The following is a 19,225-nucleotide window of genomic DNA, read 5'->3' as shown; positions in this document are numbered from 1 at the left end:
AGCCTGTGAAAAAATGTTGACTTATGCTGAAAAAATACTTATACTTTCTTTTTCTATTGATTTTACCCATACTCGCCAAATCAGAAAGCTATCCCGAGGTGCTCTTTGACAATAGTATAATCAATGGAAGTTATGCGCGAAGCATGGCGCATTACAATGGGGAGTCCTGGATCCAGAATGTGAATCATAGTCTTCCAGTTTCGGACAGCTTGTTTTTTACGCCTGGAAATTCGCTTTCCCTACGTTACGTTTCTTCCCCAAATGGCACATGGGAGGCTGGTATATTATGTGATAAGCAAAAATTTCAGTATATGATCGCGAAGGATGATCATTTAACCTTTAAACTGTTTGTCCAAAGTAATACCGAAAAAGGACAGTTGCCTAAAGTTGCCCTGCAACAAAACGATGTGCGTAGCACTGCCTTGGATATTGCGCATTATATTGAAGATTTTGCCTATGATACCTGGCTTAATGTTTCTATCCCGGTGTCGAAATTTGAAGGAATTACCATTGGTAAAGCCGTATCCTCGTTACTGTTGGAACAAAATGGAACAAGCACAACTACACATCAGCTTTTTATAGATCAAATAGAGTTTCTGCCAAAAAATTACCCAAAAGTAAAACTGTCGTCAGCAGCGATTTTATCTAAAATAGGTTCGGTAGATAAACAGGTTGAACTGGTATGGCAACTGCCGTTAACTCCAAGCATCCGCTATGTGAAAATTTATAGATCAGAGGATAAACTGAATTTTCAGCCAATTGCAATTTTGCCGGTCTATGTGCAGAAGTGTCTCGACCGGGTGAATGAGTATAATAAGCATTATTATTATAAAATAGCATGGGTGGACTTCAACTATGTAGAGTCGCCATTTTCGGAAGTAAAAGAAATACAGACAAAAAAAGGGACGGATGCTGAGATGCTGAGTTTTATTCGGAATGCGCACGTCAATTATTTTATTGATAATTACGACGTAAATAGTGGTATGTATCTTCCTGACCGCGGAAATAGACAGGCTATCGTTTCAACCAATGAAACAGGCTACGCCATTTTGGGGCTACTTGTTGCCGCTGAAAATCAACTCATATCCAGACAGGCCTTATTGTCGCGGATGACACGGATGGTGAAATTCCTGGGAGCGGCGCAGAATCATCAGGGTATTTTTACTGCTTTTTATGATGGAAGACTGGGTGTGCCCTATTATCGGGATTCTGTACCAACCTACGATGTTAGAGGAACTTCACATTTGATGGAATCGTTGCTAATTGCCCGTGAATATTTTGATAAGGATGATCCGCAGGAGCAGTCCTTGCGAAAATCCATTACAAGCTTGTGGGAAAGAATCAATTGGAGCTATTTTACAGACCGAAATAATGCAGATATCCTCTGGAACAAATGGTCACCTATCGATAGTACGGCAAGATCGCGTCCATTGGGCGGGTTTAACGAGAGCCTAAGTACTTATCTGCTGGCGATGTCTTCTCCTACACATCCTTTAGCGGCGTCAGCCTATATGAATGGATTCGCAACCAAACATGCAGATGTAATGGATTTTGGAGATGAGTTGAGTCCTTTGGCTACCGAAATAAAAACGAAATTAAATGATTCGATCGCGCGATCTATAAGTAACAACCCTCTGATCGGTAGTGGCTGGGATACACCTGCCTCTATTTATTCGGATGATAAGGTGATCTTCGCGAAGAATATCGCCGGAGGCAATCTGACAGAATCACTGATTTCAGTTTATCGGCCGTTCTTAATCATGGATCCTAGAGGAAAAGTGGATAATTTTGTGGATTATAAAAAGTATCTGTCGGATTATATACTAGCCTATAAGCGAAGGGACAATGAATTGAATATCGGGACGAGGTTTACGGATATTTGGGGTGTTGAACATATAGACAATTTTGGTCAGGGATATCTTGTCAATCCGGCCATTTCAATTGCTTCTTATCCATTTGAAAGGGAGGTCGGCCTAAAGGCCTTGCGCAAATTTTACGAAGAATATGCCGATGTGCTATTTACGCAGTATGGATTCAGGGCATGGATCGACCTGAAAAACAATGATGTTTCTGAAAACTACCGAGCAAGGAATCAGGCGACAATTGCCGTAATGCTCGAAAATGCCAATTCGGGAATGATCTGGAAGTTGTACGAAAGGATTCCTGAGATTAAAAAGACATTGGATAGCGTTTATTTGAAGAAATAGATTTGTTACGATGCTGTATAAGGAAAAGAAGCTCCTTTTTGGAGTTTTTTCCTTATATTTACCATGCTTAAATCGACAATAAATACGTTAAAAACGATGCTTAGAAAAATTAATTTGGGACTACTCGCGTTGTGCGCAAGTTTATCATTATTTTCTTGTAAACAACAGGCTATTGTAGTTAATCCTGGCGCTGTTGTCACAAAAGATGGGACTGATGATGGTCTGAAAAATGTGAAAAAAGATTTTAATGATGCGAAAAGGACAGAAGAGGGGATTAAATTCAGTATTTCATCCGATCTATTGTTCCCGACAAATTCTTCCTATCTGTCTGAAAAAGCAAAAGCTGAAGTAAGTAAGCTGGCCGTAATTTTGAATGAGAATACCAATAAAATTAAAGTTGATGGTTATACGGATGCGACCGGTACAGTCGAATATAATCAATGGCTTTCAGATAAACGTGCTGCATCTGTAAAGAAGTTTCTAGTAGATTCGGGGGTAAAGGAATCTCGTATTACCGCTAAGGGTTTTGGTCAGTCAAATCCTGTGGGCGATAATAAAACCCCAGAAGGACGTCAGAAAAACAGAAGGGTGGAAGTAACCATTTTGGATAAAAAATAATATTATCAGGGCTTTTTCCTGAGGTGAAAAGCGATATGTTCGTAGAATGTATCGCTTTTTTTATTGTATAGCTATCGCGTCGGAATGTTACAGCTTATACTTTTGAGTTTGCTGTATGGGAGCTTGCTTTATCTGTTGTCATGAAACAAGAAAAGCCCATCGTGAGATGAGCTTTCTTGTACCTAGGGCGGGAATCGAACCCGCACTCCCTTAACGGGAACAGGATTTTAAGTCCTGCGTGTCTACCAGTTCCACCACCTAGGCAGGTGAGCGAAAAACGAGATTCGAACTCGCGACCCCAACCTTGGCAAGGTTGTGCTCTACCAACTGAGCTATTTTCGCATGGAATTTTTATTTCAACTTTAAAAAGAACCTCGTGTTCCTTTTTGGTGATGCAAATATAGAGCGAAAATTTAATATTGCAAAATATTTGTTTACTTTATTTTGTTGTTTTTTATAACTCCTTTGAATTCAGTATAGAAAAAATTAAATCGCTTTCAAATCCCCTGGACAAGGCAAATTGATAGACTTTGTTCCTTACGATGAATGAATCCTTACCGTTGATTTCCCGAATTTTTTTGTCAATTATATTTTCCAATATCGTCTCATATTCATCGGGGTCGATTTGCCTGAATGCAATTTTTATCAATGGTTCAGAAACTCGTTTCCCTTTTAAAGCCTGCTTGATTTTGATTTTACCCCATCCTTTCATTCGGAGCTTGCCCTGACAATAGGCTATCGCAAAACGTTCCTCATTTAAGAAGTTTTCTGCTATTAAATTTGCGATAATATTTTCGACATCGGCCTCATGGAGTCCCCAACCGTAAAGTTTGTCCCGTACTTCCTGCTGGGATCTTTCCTGGTAGGCACAATAGCTTTCGGCCTTTAACTGAGCCTGACGCGGTGTTAGGATCTTCCTGTTGTTTTTATCTTCCTCGAACATATTGTCAAAATTTCAAAAATAATATGAAATAACTAAAAAAATGTTCAGTTTTGATCCAATCAAAATATCAGGAGAATGTATAAAATATCGGAAATCGTCCAGATTTTACACCCTAATCGCACATTTATCACGGATCCCAATTCTTTAGTTCAGCACTTATTCTACGATAGCCGGAAGATCGTTCAGGCGGATAACGGTGTGTTTTTTGCGCTTCAGAAGAGCAGGGATGGCCATCATTATATAAAAGAAGCTTATGATAAGGGCGTAAGAAATTTTGTGCTTCAGATGGATGAGGAACAGGAGCTGGTATTTCCGGACGCAAATCTGATCTGGGTATCGGATAGCCTTGAAGCTATGCAGCTTTTGGCTGCTTTTCATCGGCAAAAGTTTAATTTTCCTGTTATAGGGATTACTGGTAGCAATGGAAAGACCATCGTCAAGGAATGGTTATATCAGCTGATGTCTCCTGAATATAAGATCTACCGTAGCCCCAAAAGCTACAACTCACAATTAGGTGTTGCACTTTCATTATGGGGTTTGTCAGATCAGTATAATTTGGCGATTATCGAAGCGGGCATTTCGGAGAAAGGCGAAATGGTAAAGCTTGAAAATATGATAAAACCAACGATAGGCCTGCTAACGAATATAGGCGTGGCTCACAAAGCTGGTTTTGAATCAAAGAATGAAAAGATCTATGAAAAAATAAATCTGTTTAAGGACGTTGAAACAATGATTTTTCCGAACCGTTATCTGGAAGATATTCAATTGCCTTATAGACCCCGAAAGTTTTCATGGGGATTTGATGAAGGACTTTCATTAGAGGTTTATTCGCTCAAGCAGGTCGACGATAAGTATACCGTAACGACACTTTTTTATGCCGGGCGGACATTTGCTATTGAAGTGCCTTTTGTGGATAAAGGGAATGTGGAAAATGCCATCAACTGCGTTGCGGTTATGTTACGTTTTGGCTATGAAAAAGAGGTGATCGCATCGAGAATGAAAGAACTGCAACCTGTTGCCATGCGCCTTGAGCTGAAAAAAGGAAAAAAAAATAGTTCGATTATTGATGATTCCTACAGCAACGATTTGGATGCCCTGCAGATCGCGCTTGAATTTTTAAATCAACAGGGACAGCATCCCCGAAAAATCTTGATCTTGTCCGATATACCGGGAGTGAATATAACGGACGAGAAAAGTTTGTCAAAATTGAAGCGCTTACTTTCTGAATACCGTTTGGACAAACTGATCCTGATCGGGGAGATTCTACCCCAGGTGGCCGGTCAATTTGATGTTCCGTCGGTATCTTACCCGAGCACAACGGCATTTTTGGAAGATATCAAGGCTATTCGATTTGAGGATTCAACTATTTTATTAAAAGGGGGGCGAGAATTCCACTTTGAACGAATCAGTAGCTTGTTGGTTGCCAAATCACATGATACGGTGCTCGAGATCAACCTGAATGCCATGGAAAATAATCTGAATGTCTATCGCCAGCTGTTGCCAAAACAGGTGAAATTGATGTCGATGGTCAAAGCATTTTCTTATGGCAGTGGTAGTTTTGAGATCGCGAATCTTTTACAGTTCAATAGGGTAGATTACCTGACTGTTGCATTTGCCGACGAAGGGGTCGATCTGCGGGGAGCAGGAATAACATTGCCTATCGTTGTGATGAGTCCAGATGAAAATACGTTTGAATCGATCGTTCAGCATCATCTTGAACCTGAAATTTATAGCTTCAGAGTACTGGCTTCATTTCTGAATTATCTTAAAGGGCGGGGAATTTCATCTTTTCCGGTTCATATCAAAGTAGACACGGGAATGCATCGTTTGGGATTTATGCCTGACGAAGTAGATAAGCTGATCGCAGCTTTAAAGACCGACTCGATACTGCAAGTCAAGTCCGCATTTTCCCATTTGGCCTCCGCGGGAAATAAAGAGGATAACGCTTTTACCCAACAGCAGATAGATCTTTTGGATCAATTTACCAAACGTCTTGAAGAAGGCCTTGGCTATTCATTCTTACGGCATATTGCTGCAACTTCAGGAATCGAACTATGGCCGCAGGCCTATTTTGACATGGTTCGACTGGGGATCGGTTTATATGGTATCGATATCGAACGACATGATCTTCCACTTAGGGAGGTCAGCAGCTTAAAGACCAATGTGACGCAAATAAAATACTTGCCTGCGGGAGAAACGGTAGGCTATAATCGGCACGGCATATTACATCGGGACAGCAAAATTGCGACAATAAAAATTGGCTATGCAGACGGTTATGACAGACGTTTTGGAAATGGTGTGGGTAAAATGATGATCAATGGTTGTCTTGTACCAACTGTGGGGGATATCTGTATGGACATGTGTATGCTTGACGTGACAGATATCGAAATAGCAGAAGAAGACGAAGTGATTGTCTATCCAGATATTAAGCTCGCTGCGAAATCTATCGGAACTATTCCTTATGAACTGTTAACGAGTATTTCACAGCGGGTAAAAAGAGTATATTTTTATGAATAATAAAGGATATTCTGCATTTTTGTATAAATACATTTGATTTTCTAATTCATGTTTGGCAAATTATTCAGGGGATTTATTAATTATCTAATTCGGGGTATCCTCGTTGTTGTACCTTTGGCTGGTGCAGTTTTTCTAATTGTATGGATTTTTGCATCGATAGACTCTGCGCTTAATCTGACTGAACATTTTTTGGAGGATGAAAAAGGTCATCCATTATATATTCCCGGAATTGGTATCTTGACCGTGATTCTGATCCTTGTTCTTGCAGGAGTGATATTTACTAATTTTGTGACTGATCCGATTAAAGTGTGGATCAACCATCAGATCAAAAGAATACCGCTTCTGAATACCTTATATACTTCGATCAAAGATTTTACGGAAGCATTCGTAGGTGATGCTAAAAAATTCAATGAACCTGTGTTGGTGACCGTAAATGAATACGGGTTGAAAAAAATAGGATTTCTGACACAGCATGATCTAAAGAAGATTGGGCTGGAGGACGAGGTGATGGTTTATTTTCCTTACTCTTATTCTTTTGCGGGTCAGGTTGTTATCATTAGTGCAGACAAGGTTCGAAAATTGGATATGTCACCAACCGATGCCATGAAACTTGTTGTTTCGGGTGGTGTTAGTGGAATAGAGCATTAATGGAACAGATCGTAAGCGGTCATGAATCTTTACAGAAAATAAATCGTATCCTCCCTTGAAATTGAATAGTTGAAAAAACATTGGCGGGGATAGGAGCAAAATAAAAAATAGGGTAGCTGATTTTTAGCTACCCTATTTTTATATCATTCAACCAAGGTTTATGCTGTTTTAAGCTTTCTTTTGCCCTAAAGTCGGGTTTACGGGAGGAATTGGGATGTAACCATCATCTCCGGGGACTTTAGGAAATTCATGTTGTTCCCATTTAGCCCTGGCGATTTTGAGCGTCTCAATGTCCGAAGCCACAAAGTTCCAGTCGATATAACGTTGTTCGGGGAAAGGCTCGCCGCCAAAGATGTAGACGGAGGTGCCAGCTTTGATTTCGAATTCACATAACTTGGCATCTTTAGCAACGAGGATTTGTTTCGGCCCAAATTCCTGACCTTCGGCATATACTGAACCATGAAGGATATATAGACCGCTTTCTCCGTAGAGGTGCTCGCCCAATTTAATGGTGCTGTCTTTGTCAGCTTTAATTTCAATAAGATACAAAGGACTATATACAGGAACTTCTGAACGATGATTGCTAATCTGCCCTGCGATCAGGCGATAGTTTACACCATCTTCGGTCCAATGGGGAAGCTGAGGCTCTTCAATATGAACAAAATTTGGTTCCATCTGTTCCAGATCCTTTGGTAATGCGACCCAAATCTGTAGGCCATGTAGTTGATGAGGGGTAGATCTTAGATAGTCGGGAGTTCGTTCGGAATGGGTTACACCTTTTCCGGCAGTCATCCAGTTTACCGCTCCTGGTTTTATTTCGACTTCATTTCCGAGACTATCGCGGTGCATGATACTTCCTTCAAAGAGGTAGGTCAATGTTGACAATCCAATGTGCGGATGGGGTGCAATATCCATGAACTGAGGATCGGAGATCTTTTCAGGTCCCATATGGTCAATAAATATAAACGGACCGACCATCCTTTTTTGTCTGAAAGGAAGGAGCCTTCCTACCAGGAAATTGCCTATATCTGCGGCTCTTTCTTCAATAACTATTGCGATATTTGACATAATGTTTCCTTATTTTTGTGTGTCTAATCTAGAGCAATTTAAGAAATGTCAAGTATAATTGATCGCATTCTACGTAAAAAGTCTGTAAGAAACGAGGCGGCGTTGGCTCTGTCCGATAGATTGTCATTTGGCAACAGTCAGATAGATCATTTTCTTATGGAAATGATGTTAGGCCAAGAGGCTGTACCGGAATATCGACTATTTCAGAAAAAGTTGTTGCTACTGGAGCCGGGAACCTGCCATGCAATGAAAGTCGAGCTAGACCTGTTGAACCAATATTTCGAAATTGTCAAGAGATTGATGCCCGCGGGTTTCTCCCTGAAATGGGAAAATCGTTTTCAGCCGGAAAATGATGTGACGGTACCAGCACTTCTACTTTTTCCGATGATACAAAATGCAGTTGCAAACGGATATAATAGCATGTCTTCACATCCAATCCGAATCCGGCTCTCGGGATCGTCCAAAATCATGTTATTTGAAGTGAGCCACCGCATGAATCATTATCTGGATGGCCAATTTAAGCATACTTTAATAGCGGATTTTCAGGGCCGATTGGAATATCTTTTCCCGGAACGGCATAGTTTGCTATTGAATAGCAATAGCAATACCTGTCGTGCGACACTCAGTATTCACTTCTAGAGAATACCAAAATGTTTTAAGGCATTCCATATACCATTATTATCTACATCGTCGGTGATATAATCGGCGATTTCTTTTACCTCGGGATTCGCATTTCCCATGGCAATACCAATCTGTGTATGGGCGAGCATGGTAATATCATTGCCGCCATCACCGAATGACATGGTTTCTGAAAGTTCGATGCCATAATGTTCTAAAAAAACATCGATACCTACTTTTTTGCTCTGGCCCATCGGGTTAATATCGGCAAAAATAGGCGTCCACCGGGACGCGATGGAATTGGGCATAATGTTTTCCATAAAGGCAGCTTCTTCTTCCGGATTGATAAAAACATTGATCTGCATGACCGATTCTAGATCGAAGTTATCTTCGTAATCACGTATAGGAGGCGTTTTTACATTCACCTGTTGATACATTTTTAATACCTCGGGTGTGACCTGATTTAAGGAGATTTCTTTTTCGGACATAAACGAAAAAGTAAGCTCGGGATGCTGTTTTGCATAATCAAGTAATGAGCGAATGTCCTTTTCGACGATGTTATTTTTATAAATAACCTGTTCGTCTTTGGTAACACAATAGCCACCATTAAATGTTATAAAACCGTCAAAATCAAGATAGCGGATATGTCCCAATTGATTGAAGGAACGGCCGGTTGAAACGAAGACTTTTATATTTTTTTCTTTTAGTAATCGAAATGCTTGTTGTGTGGAGTCGGGGACCTGATGCGTTTTGAAACTTAATAGTGTTCCGTCTATATCAAAAAAAATCGCTTTAATCATAGAAATTGGAGTCAGATTCAAATATAACAAATAACTGGGATAGTGTGGTTAGTACAATATTAAATAGCTGCTATTATTTTTCGCAAAAATCTGACATAATCTTCTCTAAGAATTTCGTAAATTTCAAGTTCAAATAAATGTAAATATGTTTACATTTAATCTATTGTATTAAAGAGGTTTAGAGATTTATGTATATTATTTTCGATACGGAGACGACGGGTTTGCCTAAGCGTTGGGACGCGCCAATTACAGATACGGATAATTGGCCACGTTGTATACAGCTGGCCTGGCAGATTCATGATGAGATGGGAAATTTGGTCGAACATCAGGATTTTTTGATCAAGCCTGATGGATTTGATATACCTTATGATTCTGAAAAAATACATGGCATATCCACTGCATTGGCGGAGGAGCAGGGTGTACCCTTACAAGTTGCTTTGGAGAAATTTAATACTGCATTAAACCGGGCAAAGTTTGTGGTCGGACAGAACATTGGTTTCGACCTCAATATTATGGGCTGTGAATTTTATCGTTATGGTGTGGAGTCTAAAATGGCCAGCATGCCAGTTTTGGATACCTGTACCGAGGTGACGGCAGAACTATTGAAAATTCCCGGCGGTCGTGGTGGTCGATATAAGTTGCCCAATCTGACTGAATTGCACTCCTACTTATTTGGGGTTCCATTTGCGGAGGCCCATAATGCAACTGCCGACGTTGAGGCGACAACACGCTGTTTTCTGGAGTTGGTCAGAAGAGAAGTCTTTACAGCGGAGGAACTACAGGTTGACACTGGCTATTTCGTTGATTTCAAAACGAATAATCCGGGTCCCGTCCCTACTGCCGGACTTAAACATATTAATCTAAAGGCGGCTTCTGAAGAGATCAGAAAACGGGCTGAACCGGATGACGTTCGAGTTGTCGTAGATGCAAATACGTTATCAGCGTTTAAGGAAGCAAAATTTGCCCACTTACATAACCATTCGCAATTTTCTATTCTACAGTCAACAATGTCATATGACAGGTTGGTCTCGGCAGCAGTAAAAGACAATATGCCCGCTGTTGCGCTTACCGATCATGGTAATATGATGGGGGCATTTGAATTCGTTTCGAGGGTTATAGGGCATAATAAGGAAGTGGAGGCGCAAAATGCTGAAGCTATGGCCAATGGACAGGAGCCTACAGGTCAAATTCTAAAGCCTATTGTGGGCTGTGAATTCTTTGTTTGTGAGGATCATAAAGATAAGACCAGAAAAGATAATGGGTACCAGGTTGTTTTTCTGGCTAAAAATAAACGGGGTTATCATAATTTAGCCAAGCTGGCTTCTTTTGCATATACAGCAGGTTTCTATTACGTCCCTCGTATAGATAAAAACCTTATTCTACAGTATAAGGAAGATGTGATTGTGCTTTCAGGAAATCTTCAGGGTGAGATACCTAGCAAGGTGCTGAATATCGGTGAAAATCAGGCGGAGGAAGCTTTGCAATGGTGGAAAGAGCATTTTGGACAAGATTTCTATCTGGAGTTAATGCGGCATGGACAGGAAGATGAGGACCGGGTAAATCAAACTTTATTGAAGTTTGCCCGGAAATACGATGTTAAAGTTGTTGCCACCAATAACACCTATTATGAGAAAAAAGGGGATGCCCATGCGCATGATATCCTTTTATGTGTAAAGGATGGTGAGAAGCTTTCGACGCCTAAAGGTAGGGGAAGGGGCTTTCGGTTCGGATTGCCGAATCAGGAGTATTATTTTAAATCTTCTGATGAAATGAAGGCGCTGTTCCAAGATTTACCCGAAGCGATTATTAATATACAGGAGATCGTGGATAAGGTAGAGATCTTCAAATTGAACCGGGACGTTTTGTTACCTAAATTTGATATACCAGAGGAATTTCAGGTTGCCGAGGACAATGAAGATGGCGGAAAAAGAGGGGAAAATAAATATCTTGCCCACTTGTGTTATGTTGGTGCTGAGAAACGTTACGAAGAGATAACGCCTGATATTCGTGAAAGGCTGGACTTTGAATTGGCAACGATAGAAAAAACGGGATATCCTGGATATTTTTTGATTGTACAGGATTTTATTGCTGCTGCACGTGATATGGGGGTCTCGGTCGGGCCTGGGCGGGGATCTGCAGCAGGATCTGCTGTTGCGTATTGCCTTGGTATTACGAATATTGATCCCATCAAATACGATTTGCTATTTGAGCGTTTTCTAAACCCCGATCGTGTCTCCATGCCCGATATTGATATTGACTTTGATGATGAAGGGCGTGGTCGGGTCATGCAGTATGTAATCGATAAATATGGTGCCAGTCAGGTGGCTCAGATCATTACTTATGGTACAATGGCTGCCAAGTCTTCCATTAAAGATACAGCCCGAGTGCTGGATCTGCCTTTGGGAGATGCCAATGAAATTGCCAAGTTGATCCCCAACCTGAAGCTGTCCAAAATCTTTACATTGGATGATGCGGGCTTAAAGGAGAAGTTGCGAGCAGAAGAGATAGAGGCTGTCAATCGTCTAAAGTCAATCGCTGATGGTGCTGGTCTCGAGGCCGAAACGATTCGTCAGGCGCGCGTATTGGAAGGTTCTGTCCGCAATACAGGGATTCATGCCTGTGGTGTGATAATCACCCCGGATGATATTACCAATTTCGTCCCGGTGTCTTTGGCAAAGGATTCCGATCTGTATGTGACGCAGTTTGATAACCACGTTGTTGAAAGTGCCGGTCTATTGAAAATGGACTTTTTAGGATTGAAAACCCTGACGCTTATCAAGGATACTGTTGAGAATGTTAAGTTAAGTCATGGTATAATTTTAGATCCCGATAAATTTCCAATAGACGATGTTCTGACCTACGAGCTCTTCCAGCGCGGTGAGACTATCGGTGTATTCCAGTATGAATCTCCTGGGATGCAAAAATATATGCGGGACCTAAAGCCAACTGTATTCGCCGATTTAATTGCGATGAACGCCTTATACCGTCCCGGACCAATAGAGTATATTCCAAGTTTCATCAAACGTAAACATGGGATTGATCCTATTGTCTATGACTTGGACGCCTGTGAGGAATATTTAAAGGAAACGTATGGGATTACAGTATATCAAGAGCAGGTAATGCTTTTATCGCAAAAACTGGCGGGTTTTTCCAAAGGTGATGCCGATGTTTTGCGTAAAGCAATGGGTAAGAAGCAGAAAGCCGTGCTTGATAAAATGAAGCCTAAGTTTATAGCGCAGGCAGAAGAGCGAGGTCATAATGCTAAAGTGCTGGAGAAAATCTGGACTGACTGGGAGGCTTTTGCCAGTTATGCATTCAATAAATCGCACTCCACCTGTTATGCATGGGTGGCTTATCAGACGGCTTATTTAAAGGCACATTTTCCGGCCGAATATATGGCTGCAGTACTTTCCAATAATATGAATGACATCAAGCAAGTGACATTCTTCATGGAGGAATGTAAACGCATGGGCTTGGAGGTACTGGGGCCAGATGTAAATGAATCTTACTACAAATTTACGGTCAATGAACGCGGAGCGATCCGCTTCGGTATTGGTGCCGTCAAGGGAGTCGGTGCTGGTGCGGTGGATGCTATTGTTCAAACAAGGCAATCGGGATTGTATAAATCTGTTTTTGATATGGCGAAGCGGATAGACTTACGCGCTGTCAATAAAAAAGCTTTTGAAAGTTTAGCCTATGCCGGAGGGTTTGATAGTTTTGAAAATACGCATCGCGCGCAGTATTTCCATTCCGAGGATAATTCTACGGGGATGGAGAAGGCGATCCGATTTGGACAGCGCTATAAAGAGAATGAAAACTCTGCTCAGGCCAGTTTATTTGGTGCCGGTGAAGCTGCTGAACTGCCAGAGCCTGTCCTGGCACCTTGTGCGCAGTGGGGACTGATCGAGAAGCTTAAATACGAAAAAGATGTTATCGGTATATACCTGACAAGTCATCCTTTGGATACCTATCGATTTGAGATCGAGCATTTTTGCCATAATCCGGTGTCTGATCTGTCCCTGATTAATAAAGTAAAGGCTGCTGAGGTAGATGAAGAAACATTGCTTGAATTTAACCGTATCAAAAACAAAGAACTGGTCATTGGAGGAATTATAGCGTCGGCCAGTCATCGCCTGACTAAAAATGGAAAACCATTTGCGTCTTTTATTATCGAAGATTACAGCGATTCTTACGACATGGCTGTATTTGGTGAAGAATATGTGAAGTTGAAAGGTTATTTACAGGAGGGGTATTTTGTTCAATTACGTGGATTGGTTCAGGAACGTTTTAGACAGGTCGGAAATTGGGGCTTTGAGTTGAGAAGCGTACAATTGCTTTCCGAGCTCCGTGAGAAGATGGCAAAGAGTTTTACAATTAATATCCCTTTGCCCAAGCTGAATGAGGAATTTCTGGATGGGATTAAAGATATATTGGCGCAGAATGAAATTGAAGGGGTAGTGCCAAATTGTCAATTGAAATTTAAAATCTGGGACCCTCAGGATGAAATATCTGTCGAAATGCCAGCTAAAAGTCTGAAAATAAACCTTACAAATGAGTTTTTGGATTGTATAGATAAGTTTGAGGGTATTAATTATCGATTGAACTAATTTGGATTAGATTTTGTGTAATTAAGATTACAAATACATTGACAGTTGTTACTATCTTTGTTTATTGATTTTAGCAATTAAGTAGTATCATAAATATAACTTCGGTTTATAAAATTAAAAGATTATGGCATTAGAAATTACAGATAGCAACTTTGAAGAAGTTGTTTTGAAAGCGGACAAACCCGTATTAATTGATTTTTGGGCAGAATGGTGTGGTCCTTGTCGTATGGTTGGTCCTGTTGTTGAAGAATTAGCTAAAGATTACGAAGGTAAGGCTGTGGTAGGGAAAGTAAACGTAGATGAAAATCCAGAGATTTCAGTTCGTTACGGAATCCGTAATATCCCCGCGTTATTGTTCTTCAAAAATGGAGAAATTGTTGATAAACAAATCGGAGCAGTTCCAAAGTCAGTTTTGAATGAGAAATTAGAGAAACAATTGGCTTAATTAATTGTTTTTTTTATAAAAGACCTGGAATATTCTTATTTCAGGTCTTTTTTTTGTGACTATTTTCATTTATTGTTATTTATTTTTGGTTTTTAGGCTGTATTTTCTGTTAATTATATGGATTTGGTGTTATTTTAGTGGTTATTAGATGGAATTTTGGTTTGTTTTTCACTATTTAATCTTTTTTTTAAAAATTTATTGATTTTATTTTGATATTTAGATAATTTTCACTTCTTTTGAGTATGAAAAAGGAATAAATAAATGATTTTTAAATTTAAATGTATTATTTATGTTTTTTCTGTTGATAATTTGATATATAATAAGATTTTTCCCTTTCAAATACCCTAGATTATGCCTCGCGTTGTTCTCAGCAGCGCGAGTTTTTTATTTTTGGAGGTAAGATAAGATATAAAAAAAGCGGCTATCCATTTGGATAGCCGCTTTTGTATATCGTGCTAAATAATTTTAATTACTCAGCGATTACTTCGAAAGGAACTTGAACTTTAACTTCTTTGTGTAAGTTTAAGTTAGCGATGTATTCACCTAATTCTTTAGGCTCAACCTCGAATGTAATACGACGACGATCTACGTCAAAACCTTTTGCTTTCAATGCATCAGCAATTTGGATGCTATTTACTTTACCGAAGATTTTACCAGACTCACCTGCTTTAGCGCCGATTGAAAGTTTTACAGCTTCCAATTTACCAGCTAATTCGGTAGCATCTTTTTTGATTTTCTCTTGTTTGAACTGAGCTTGTTTGATGTTCTCAGCTAAAACTTTTTTTGCAGACTCAGTCGCTTGGATAGCAAATCCTTGAGGGATTAAGTAGTTACGACCGAAACCTGGTTTTACATTAACGATATCGTTTTGCTCACCTAAGCCTTTGATATCTTGTTTTAAAATTACTTCCATTTTCTATCGTCCTCCTTATTTAATTGCATCAGCTAAGTAAGGTAACAAACCGATGTGACGAGCACGTTTAACAGCTTGAGCTACTTTACGTTGAAATTTCAAAGATGTACCAGTTAAACGACGAGGTAAGATTTTACCTTGGTCATTTACAAATTTCATTAAGAAGTTAGCATCTTTATAATCGATATATTTGATACCATTCTTTTTGAAACGACAGTATTTTTTACGGTTGTCCTCTACTTTAGGAGCAGTTACGTATTGGATATTTTCGTTAGCCATTAGTTTGCGCCCTCCTCAGTTTTAGTTTCAGCTTTTTTGTTGAATGCACCGCTACGTTTTTTCTCGTTGTAAGCTCTAGCATGTTTGTCTAAGCTTACAGTCAAGAAACGCATAATGCGCTCATCACGTTTGTATTCAACCTCTAATTTGTTAATTAATTCACCTGGAGCCTTGAATTCAGTTAAGTGATAAAATCCAGTAGTTTTTTTCTGGATTGGATACGCTAATTTTTTCAAACCCCAATTGTCTTCAGCGACAATCTCGGCTCCGCCTTCTGCTAAGATGTTTTTGAATTTTGCGATTACTTCTTTCGCAGCATCTTCAGAAAGCAACGGGGTAAGAACGATTACAGATTCGTACTGTTGCATTTGTTAATTAATTTTGTTATTTAAATTTCCACATTTGTGGAAGTGCAAAGGTAGGTATTATATTATTATATTGCAATGCCTTAAAATAAAAAAGTTTAGACCCAAACGAGATCTAAACTTTTTTATAGCAGATATATTGATCGTCTAGTTCAATTTGTGCATTTCTTCAGCTATAGCTAACTGTGTTTTTTCACTGATGCCGACCAATGGAAGACGTAAAATATCGTTACCGATACCTAATTTTTTAAGAATGTATTTGACACCGGCAGGGTTTCCTTCCACAAAACAAAGGTCAGTTATCTGAAGTAGATCGTTATGTATTGCCCGCGCTTCGGTATACTTGCCTTCGGTACATAATTTTGCCAATGTAGCAACGCGTTGCGGATAGGCATTTCCAACTACAGAAATAATACCTGCAGCACCGAGTGCCATCATGGGTAGGGTCACTGGATCATCACCGGAGATCAATAGAAAATCAGCTGGCTTATCACGTAAGATTTCGCTGAACTGGGCAAAATTGCCGGAGGCCTCTTTGATGGCTACGATATTCGCGAAATCATTGGCCAGACGTAATGTTGTTTGTGCGGTCATGTTGCTGCCAGTACGACCCGGTACATTATACAGTATAATAGGTAAAGGGGATACTTGTGCAATCGCTTTATAATGTTGATAAATTCCTTCCTGTGTCGGTTTGTTATAATAAGGCGATACGGATAAAATGGCACAGAAACCCGTTGGGTCGAAAGCTTTGATCTGTTCTACAATCTCAGCGGTATTATTGCCACCGATGCCAGCGACCAAAGGGAGTCTACCGTTCACGCGCTTGACAGTGAAATCCCAGATACGCTTTCGCTCTTCTTTAGTCAATGTGGCAACTTCTCCAGTTGTACCCAAAGAAACCAAATAATCCATACCCTCGTTAATTTGCAAGTCAATAAGTTGGCCTAATGCCTCGAAATCAACAGATTCATCTGAGTTAAAAGGAGTGACCAATGCTACTCCTGCGCCGTGAAGCTCGTTCATCTTGTTTTTGTATTTATATAAATTTAATTAAAAAATCCTATTTGGAATGAATAAGGTCTAATAGATCTTTTTCATTAATCATGGGGATGCCCAGTTTCTCTGCCTTAGCTAGTTTAGAAGGCCCCATTTTATCGCCTGCAACCAGATAGTTCAGTTTTGCGGAAATGGAAGAGAGCATCTTTCCACCGTTGCTCTCGATTAGTTCTGCAAGCTGTTCTCTGGAATAATCTGCAAATACTCCTGAAATCAAAAATGTTTTTCCGCTGAGATTTTCGCTGGCCAGAATAATCTCCCTTTCCTCAATTTCCAGATTTAAACCATAATTTTTGAGACTAATGATCTGTTGTTGGTGAATGGGATTATCCAGGTATTCTTTGACACTAACAGCAATACGGTGTCCGATATCCGGTACAGCCTCGATTTCTTCTGTCGATGCCTGGGCAAGAGCGTCAATATTCTTAAAATGCTGTGCCAGTTTTTTAGCGATTGTTTCGCCGACATGACGTATCCCCAGAGAGAATAACACTTTCTCAAAAGGTTTTTCTTTTGATTTTTCAATGCCGGCAAGCATGTTATCGATAGACTTCTGGCCAAAACGTTCCAATTGCTGTAAGTCTTCCTGATGGTTCTTTAGACCATAGATATCAACTATAGTATGTAATAATCCTTTTTTGAAAAAGGTTTCTACGGTTTCATCGCCCATCCCCTCGATGTCCATCATTTTACGGCCAATAAAATGTTGCATTTTTCCGACGATCTGTGGCGGACATCCGGTTTCATTAGGGCAATAGTGAACGGCTTCGCCTTCCTGTCTAATTAATGCTGTGCCACATTCCGGACAACTTTCCGGGTAGACAAAAGCTGTCGTATCTGCTAATCTTTTTTCAAGATTTACAGCAATGATTTTTGGAATGATCTCGCCGCCTTTTTCTACATAGACGGTATCACCTTGATGTAAATCTAATCGCGCAATTTCATTGGCATTATGCAGTGAGGCACGTTTGACCGTGGTGCCCGCCAATAGTACAGGTTGAAGGTTTGCTACAGGAGTGACCGCACCTGTACGGCCCACTTGGTAGCTAATGCTATTGAGTGTTGTTTCAACACGTTCAGCTTTGAATTTATAAGATATTGCCCACCGAGGGTTCTTGGCTGTGAAACCCAGATCTTCCTGCTGTGCATAATCATTTACTTTGATCACGATACCATCGATTTCATATCCGAGCTTATGTCTTTCGGTATCCCAATAGCCGATGAATTCGAAGACATCTGCCAGTGAACTGCATTTTCGTGTATGTTCGCAGACAGGGAATCCCCAGCTTTTCACATGCTCCAAACTATTCCAGTGATCGTGAAATAAATTAGTCCTATTATCACAGTACAAAAAGTAAAGAAAACAGTCCAATGGCCTTTTTGCAACTTCTGCTGAATCTTGAAGTTTTATTGTTCCCGAAGCAAAATTACGCGGATTAGCATAAGTCTGCTCCTCGTTCTCTTCCCGTTCTTTATTCAGGCGAAGAAAAGCGGATTTGTGCATAAATATCTCCCCCCGAATTTCAAACTGCTCGGGGTAGTCGCCGGCTTTGAGCCTGATGGGAATGGAGCGAATGGTTTTGACATTGCTTGTCACTACATCACCTTGAGTTCCATCACCACGGGTGACGGCTTTGCTCAACAGGCCGTTTTCATACGTGAGGCTAATGGAAAGACCATCAAATTTTAATTCACAGACATACTCAAACTGATCGCCAATAATCTTGCGGATGCGCTGATCAAAATCAAAGAGCTCTTCCTGGCTGTACGTATTGCCCAGTGAAAGCATGGGCCAACGATGTTTTTCTGTTTTAAATTTAGATGTGATGTCTCCTCCAATACGTTGGGTCGGTGAGTTTGGGTCAGCATATTCTGGATATTGACTTTCGAGTGCTTCGAGCTCCTTTAATTTGAGGTCAAAGTCGTAATCTGAAATAAGACTATTCGCCAATACATAGTATTGGTAGTTGTAATGATTAAGTTCTGCCGTTAAGTCTTTTATCTTTTTTTCAATATCCATTGCCAACATGTTGCAAAATTACAAATAAAAAGTACGTTTAAATAAAATAAATAAAGAATCTTGTTGTAAAGACTGTCTTATTTTTAAAATGCGTTTTTGTGCATTTTGCGAATCAAGA

15 protein-coding genes and 2 tRNA genes are annotated in these 19,225 nt (G+C 40.1%); 7 read left to right on the top strand and 10 right to left on the bottom strand.

The annotated features are described in order from the left end of the window. Positions 1-23 precede the first annotated feature (23 nt). Positions 24-2,207 (top strand): glucoamylase family protein, encoded by a 2,184-nt coding sequence (locus tag BWD42_RS16265; RefSeq protein ID WP_077437463.1) that lies wholly within the window; start codon positions 24-26, stop codon positions 2,205-2,207. A 96-nt stretch (positions 2,208-2,303) separates the two neighbouring features. After that, positions 2,304-2,825: an OmpA family protein gene (locus BWD42_RS16260; protein WP_077437748.1), complete on the top strand. Its 522-nt coding sequence runs from the start codon at positions 2,304-2,306 to the stop codon at positions 2,823-2,825. Positions 2,826-3,004: 179 nt separating this feature from the next. Here the strand turns inward: BWD42_RS16260 and BWD42_RS16255 are convergent. The 3 genes from BWD42_RS16255 to BWD42_RS16245 all read right to left on the bottom strand — a co-directional run bounded on the left by BWD42_RS16255 (position 3,005) and on the right by BWD42_RS16245 (position 3,768). Then, positions 3,005-3,089 (bottom strand) — tRNA-Leu (locus BWD42_RS16255). Between the two features lie 5 nt (positions 3,090-3,094). Then, a tRNA-Gly gene (locus BWD42_RS16250) sits at positions 3,095-3,167 on the bottom strand. A gap of 112 nt (positions 3,168-3,279) precedes the next feature. Beyond that, positions 3,280-3,768, bottom strand: a complete 489-nt coding sequence (locus BWD42_RS16245; RefSeq protein ID WP_077437462.1) for a regulatory protein RecX — start codon at positions 3,766-3,768, stop codon at positions 3,280-3,282. Positions 3,769-3,843: 75 nt separating this feature from the next. Here BWD42_RS16245 and BWD42_RS16240 point away from each other — a divergent pair, with 75 nt between their 5' ends. Both BWD42_RS16240 and BWD42_RS16235 read left to right on the top strand, forming a co-directional pair. Next, the gene (locus tag BWD42_RS16240) at positions 3,844-6,285 is read left to right on the top strand and encodes a bifunctional UDP-N-acetylmuramoyl-tripeptide:D-alanyl-D-alanine ligase/alanine racemase (RefSeq protein WP_077437461.1); all 2,442 of its coding nucleotides are present in this window, start codon (positions 3,844-3,846) and stop codon (positions 6,283-6,285) included. A gap of 48 nt (positions 6,286-6,333) precedes the next feature. Beyond that, positions 6,334-6,933, top strand: coding sequence for a DUF502 domain-containing protein (locus BWD42_RS16235; protein WP_077437460.1), 600 nt, complete (start codon positions 6,334-6,336; stop codon positions 6,931-6,933). A gap of 168 nt (positions 6,934-7,101) precedes the next feature. Here the strand turns inward: BWD42_RS16235 and BWD42_RS16230 are convergent, their stop codons facing one another. Beyond that, a complete protein-coding gene (locus BWD42_RS16230) occupies positions 7,102-8,001 on the bottom strand; it encodes a pirin family protein (protein ID WP_077437459.1) in 900 nt (299 codons plus the stop codon). Positions 8,002-8,046: 45 nt separating this feature from the next. On the opposite strand from BWD42_RS16230, the gene BWD42_RS16225 reads away from it, so the two are divergent. Next, entirely contained in the window at positions 8,047-8,640 is a 594-nt protein-coding gene (locus tag BWD42_RS16225) for a hypothetical protein (protein ID WP_077437458.1), read from the top strand. Here the strand turns inward: BWD42_RS16225 and BWD42_RS16220 are convergent. After that, complete coding sequence (locus BWD42_RS16220; RefSeq protein ID WP_077437457.1) at positions 8,637-9,419, bottom strand: Cof-type HAD-IIB family hydrolase; 783 nt, start codon at positions 9,417-9,419, stop codon at positions 8,637-8,639. The genes BWD42_RS16225 and BWD42_RS16220 overlap by 4 nt on opposite strands. A gap of 188 nt (positions 9,420-9,607) precedes the next feature. On the opposite strand from BWD42_RS16220, the gene dnaE reads away from it, so the two are divergent. Both dnaE and trxA read left to right on the top strand, forming a co-directional pair. Then, positions 9,608-14,026, top strand: coding sequence for a DNA polymerase III subunit alpha (gene dnaE, locus BWD42_RS16215; RefSeq protein WP_077437456.1), 4,419 nt, complete (start codon positions 9,608-9,610; stop codon positions 14,024-14,026). A gap of 124 nt (positions 14,027-14,150) precedes the next feature. Next, the gene (gene trxA, locus BWD42_RS16210; RefSeq protein WP_046671752.1) at positions 14,151-14,471 is read left to right on the top strand and encodes a thioredoxin; all 321 of its coding nucleotides are present in this window, start codon (positions 14,151-14,153) and stop codon (positions 14,469-14,471) included. Between the two features lie 469 nt (positions 14,472-14,940). Here the strand turns inward: trxA and rplI are convergent, their stop codons facing one another. From rplI to ligA, 5 genes are all read right to left on the bottom strand, one after another. Then, the gene (gene rplI, locus BWD42_RS16205) at positions 14,941-15,384 is read right to left on the bottom strand and encodes a 50S ribosomal protein L9 (RefSeq protein ID WP_077437455.1); all 444 of its coding nucleotides are present in this window, start codon (positions 15,382-15,384) and stop codon (positions 14,941-14,943) included. Between the two features lie 15 nt (positions 15,385-15,399). Beyond that, positions 15,400-15,663 carry a 30S ribosomal protein S18 gene (gene rpsR, locus BWD42_RS16200; protein WP_028071347.1) on the bottom strand — a complete coding sequence of 88 codons (264 nt, stop codon included), beginning with the start codon at positions 15,661-15,663 and terminating at the stop codon, positions 15,400-15,402. Continuing rightward, on the bottom strand, positions 15,663-16,031 hold the full coding sequence (gene rpsF, locus BWD42_RS16195; protein ID WP_077437454.1) for a 30S ribosomal protein S6: 369 nt from the start codon (positions 16,029-16,031) through the stop codon (positions 15,663-15,665). Before rpsF ends, rpsR begins: the two co-directional genes overlap by 1 nt. Before the next feature lie 144 nt (positions 16,032-16,175). Further along, positions 16,176-17,054 carry a 4-hydroxy-tetrahydrodipicolinate synthase gene (gene dapA, locus BWD42_RS16190; RefSeq protein ID WP_077437453.1) on the bottom strand — a complete coding sequence of 293 codons (879 nt, stop codon included), beginning with the start codon at positions 17,052-17,054 and terminating at the stop codon, positions 16,176-16,178. 37 nt (positions 17,055-17,091) lie between these two features. Further along, a complete protein-coding gene (ligA, locus tag BWD42_RS16185) occupies positions 17,092-19,116 on the bottom strand; it encodes an NAD-dependent DNA ligase LigA (RefSeq protein WP_077437452.1) in 2,025 nt (674 codons plus the stop codon). Between the last annotated feature and the right edge of the window lie 109 nt (positions 19,117-19,225).

The organism is Sphingobacterium sp. CZ-UAM (genome assembly GCF_002000245.1).
Lineage (GTDB): Bacteria > Bacteroidota > Bacteroidia > Sphingobacteriales > Sphingobacteriaceae > Sphingobacterium.
The sequence above is the reverse complement of the archived record's forward strand: the minus strand, read 5'-3'. Positions and strand labels throughout refer to the sequence as shown.

What these genes read in the sequence shown, in the direction of transcription:
- BWD42_RS16265 (WP_077437463.1), top strand. Translation starts at nt 24, where the DNA reads ATGCTGAAAAAATACTTATACTTTCTTTTTCTATTGATTTTACCCATA.
- BWD42_RS16260 (WP_077437748.1), top strand. Translation starts at nt 2,304, where the DNA reads ATGCTTAGAAAAATTAATTTGGGACTACTCGCGTTGTGCGCAAGTTTA.
- BWD42_RS16245 (WP_077437462.1), bottom strand. Translation starts at nt 3,768, where the DNA reads ATGTTCGAGGAAGATAAAAACAACAGGAAGATCCTAACACCGCGTCAG.
- BWD42_RS16240 (WP_077437461.1), top strand. Translation starts at nt 3,844, where the DNA reads ATGTATAAAATATCGGAAATCGTCCAGATTTTACACCCTAATCGCACA.
- BWD42_RS16235 (WP_077437460.1), top strand. Translation starts at nt 6,334, where the DNA reads ATGTTTGGCAAATTATTCAGGGGATTTATTAATTATCTAATTCGGGGT.
- BWD42_RS16230 (WP_077437459.1), bottom strand. Translation starts at nt 8,001, where the DNA reads ATGTCAAATATCGCAATAGTTATTGAAGAAAGAGCCGCAGATATAGGC.
- BWD42_RS16225 (WP_077437458.1), top strand. Translation starts at nt 8,047, where the DNA reads ATGTCAAGTATAATTGATCGCATTCTACGTAAAAAGTCTGTAAGAAAC.
- BWD42_RS16220 (WP_077437457.1), bottom strand. Translation starts at nt 9,419, where the DNA reads ATGATTAAAGCGATTTTTTTTGATATAGACGGAACACTATTAAGTTTC.
- dnaE (WP_077437456.1), top strand. Translation starts at nt 9,608, where the DNA reads ATGTATATTATTTTCGATACGGAGACGACGGGTTTGCCTAAGCGTTGG.
- trxA (WP_046671752.1), top strand. Translation starts at nt 14,151, where the DNA reads ATGGCATTAGAAATTACAGATAGCAACTTTGAAGAAGTTGTTTTGAAA.
- rplI (WP_077437455.1), bottom strand. Translation starts at nt 15,384, where the DNA reads ATGGAAGTAATTTTAAAACAAGATATCAAAGGCTTAGGTGAGCAAAAC.
- rpsR (WP_028071347.1), bottom strand. Translation starts at nt 15,663, where the DNA reads ATGGCTAACGAAAATATCCAATACGTAACTGCTCCTAAAGTAGAGGAC.
- rpsF (WP_077437454.1), bottom strand. Translation starts at nt 16,031, where the DNA reads ATGCAACAGTACGAATCTGTAATCGTTCTTACCCCGTTGCTTTCTGAA.
- dapA (WP_077437453.1), bottom strand. Translation starts at nt 17,054, where the DNA reads ATGAACGAGCTTCACGGCGCAGGAGTAGCATTGGTCACTCCTTTTAAC.
- ligA (WP_077437452.1), bottom strand. Translation starts at nt 19,116, where the DNA reads ATGTTGGCAATGGATATTGAAAAAAAGATAAAAGACTTAACGGCAGAA.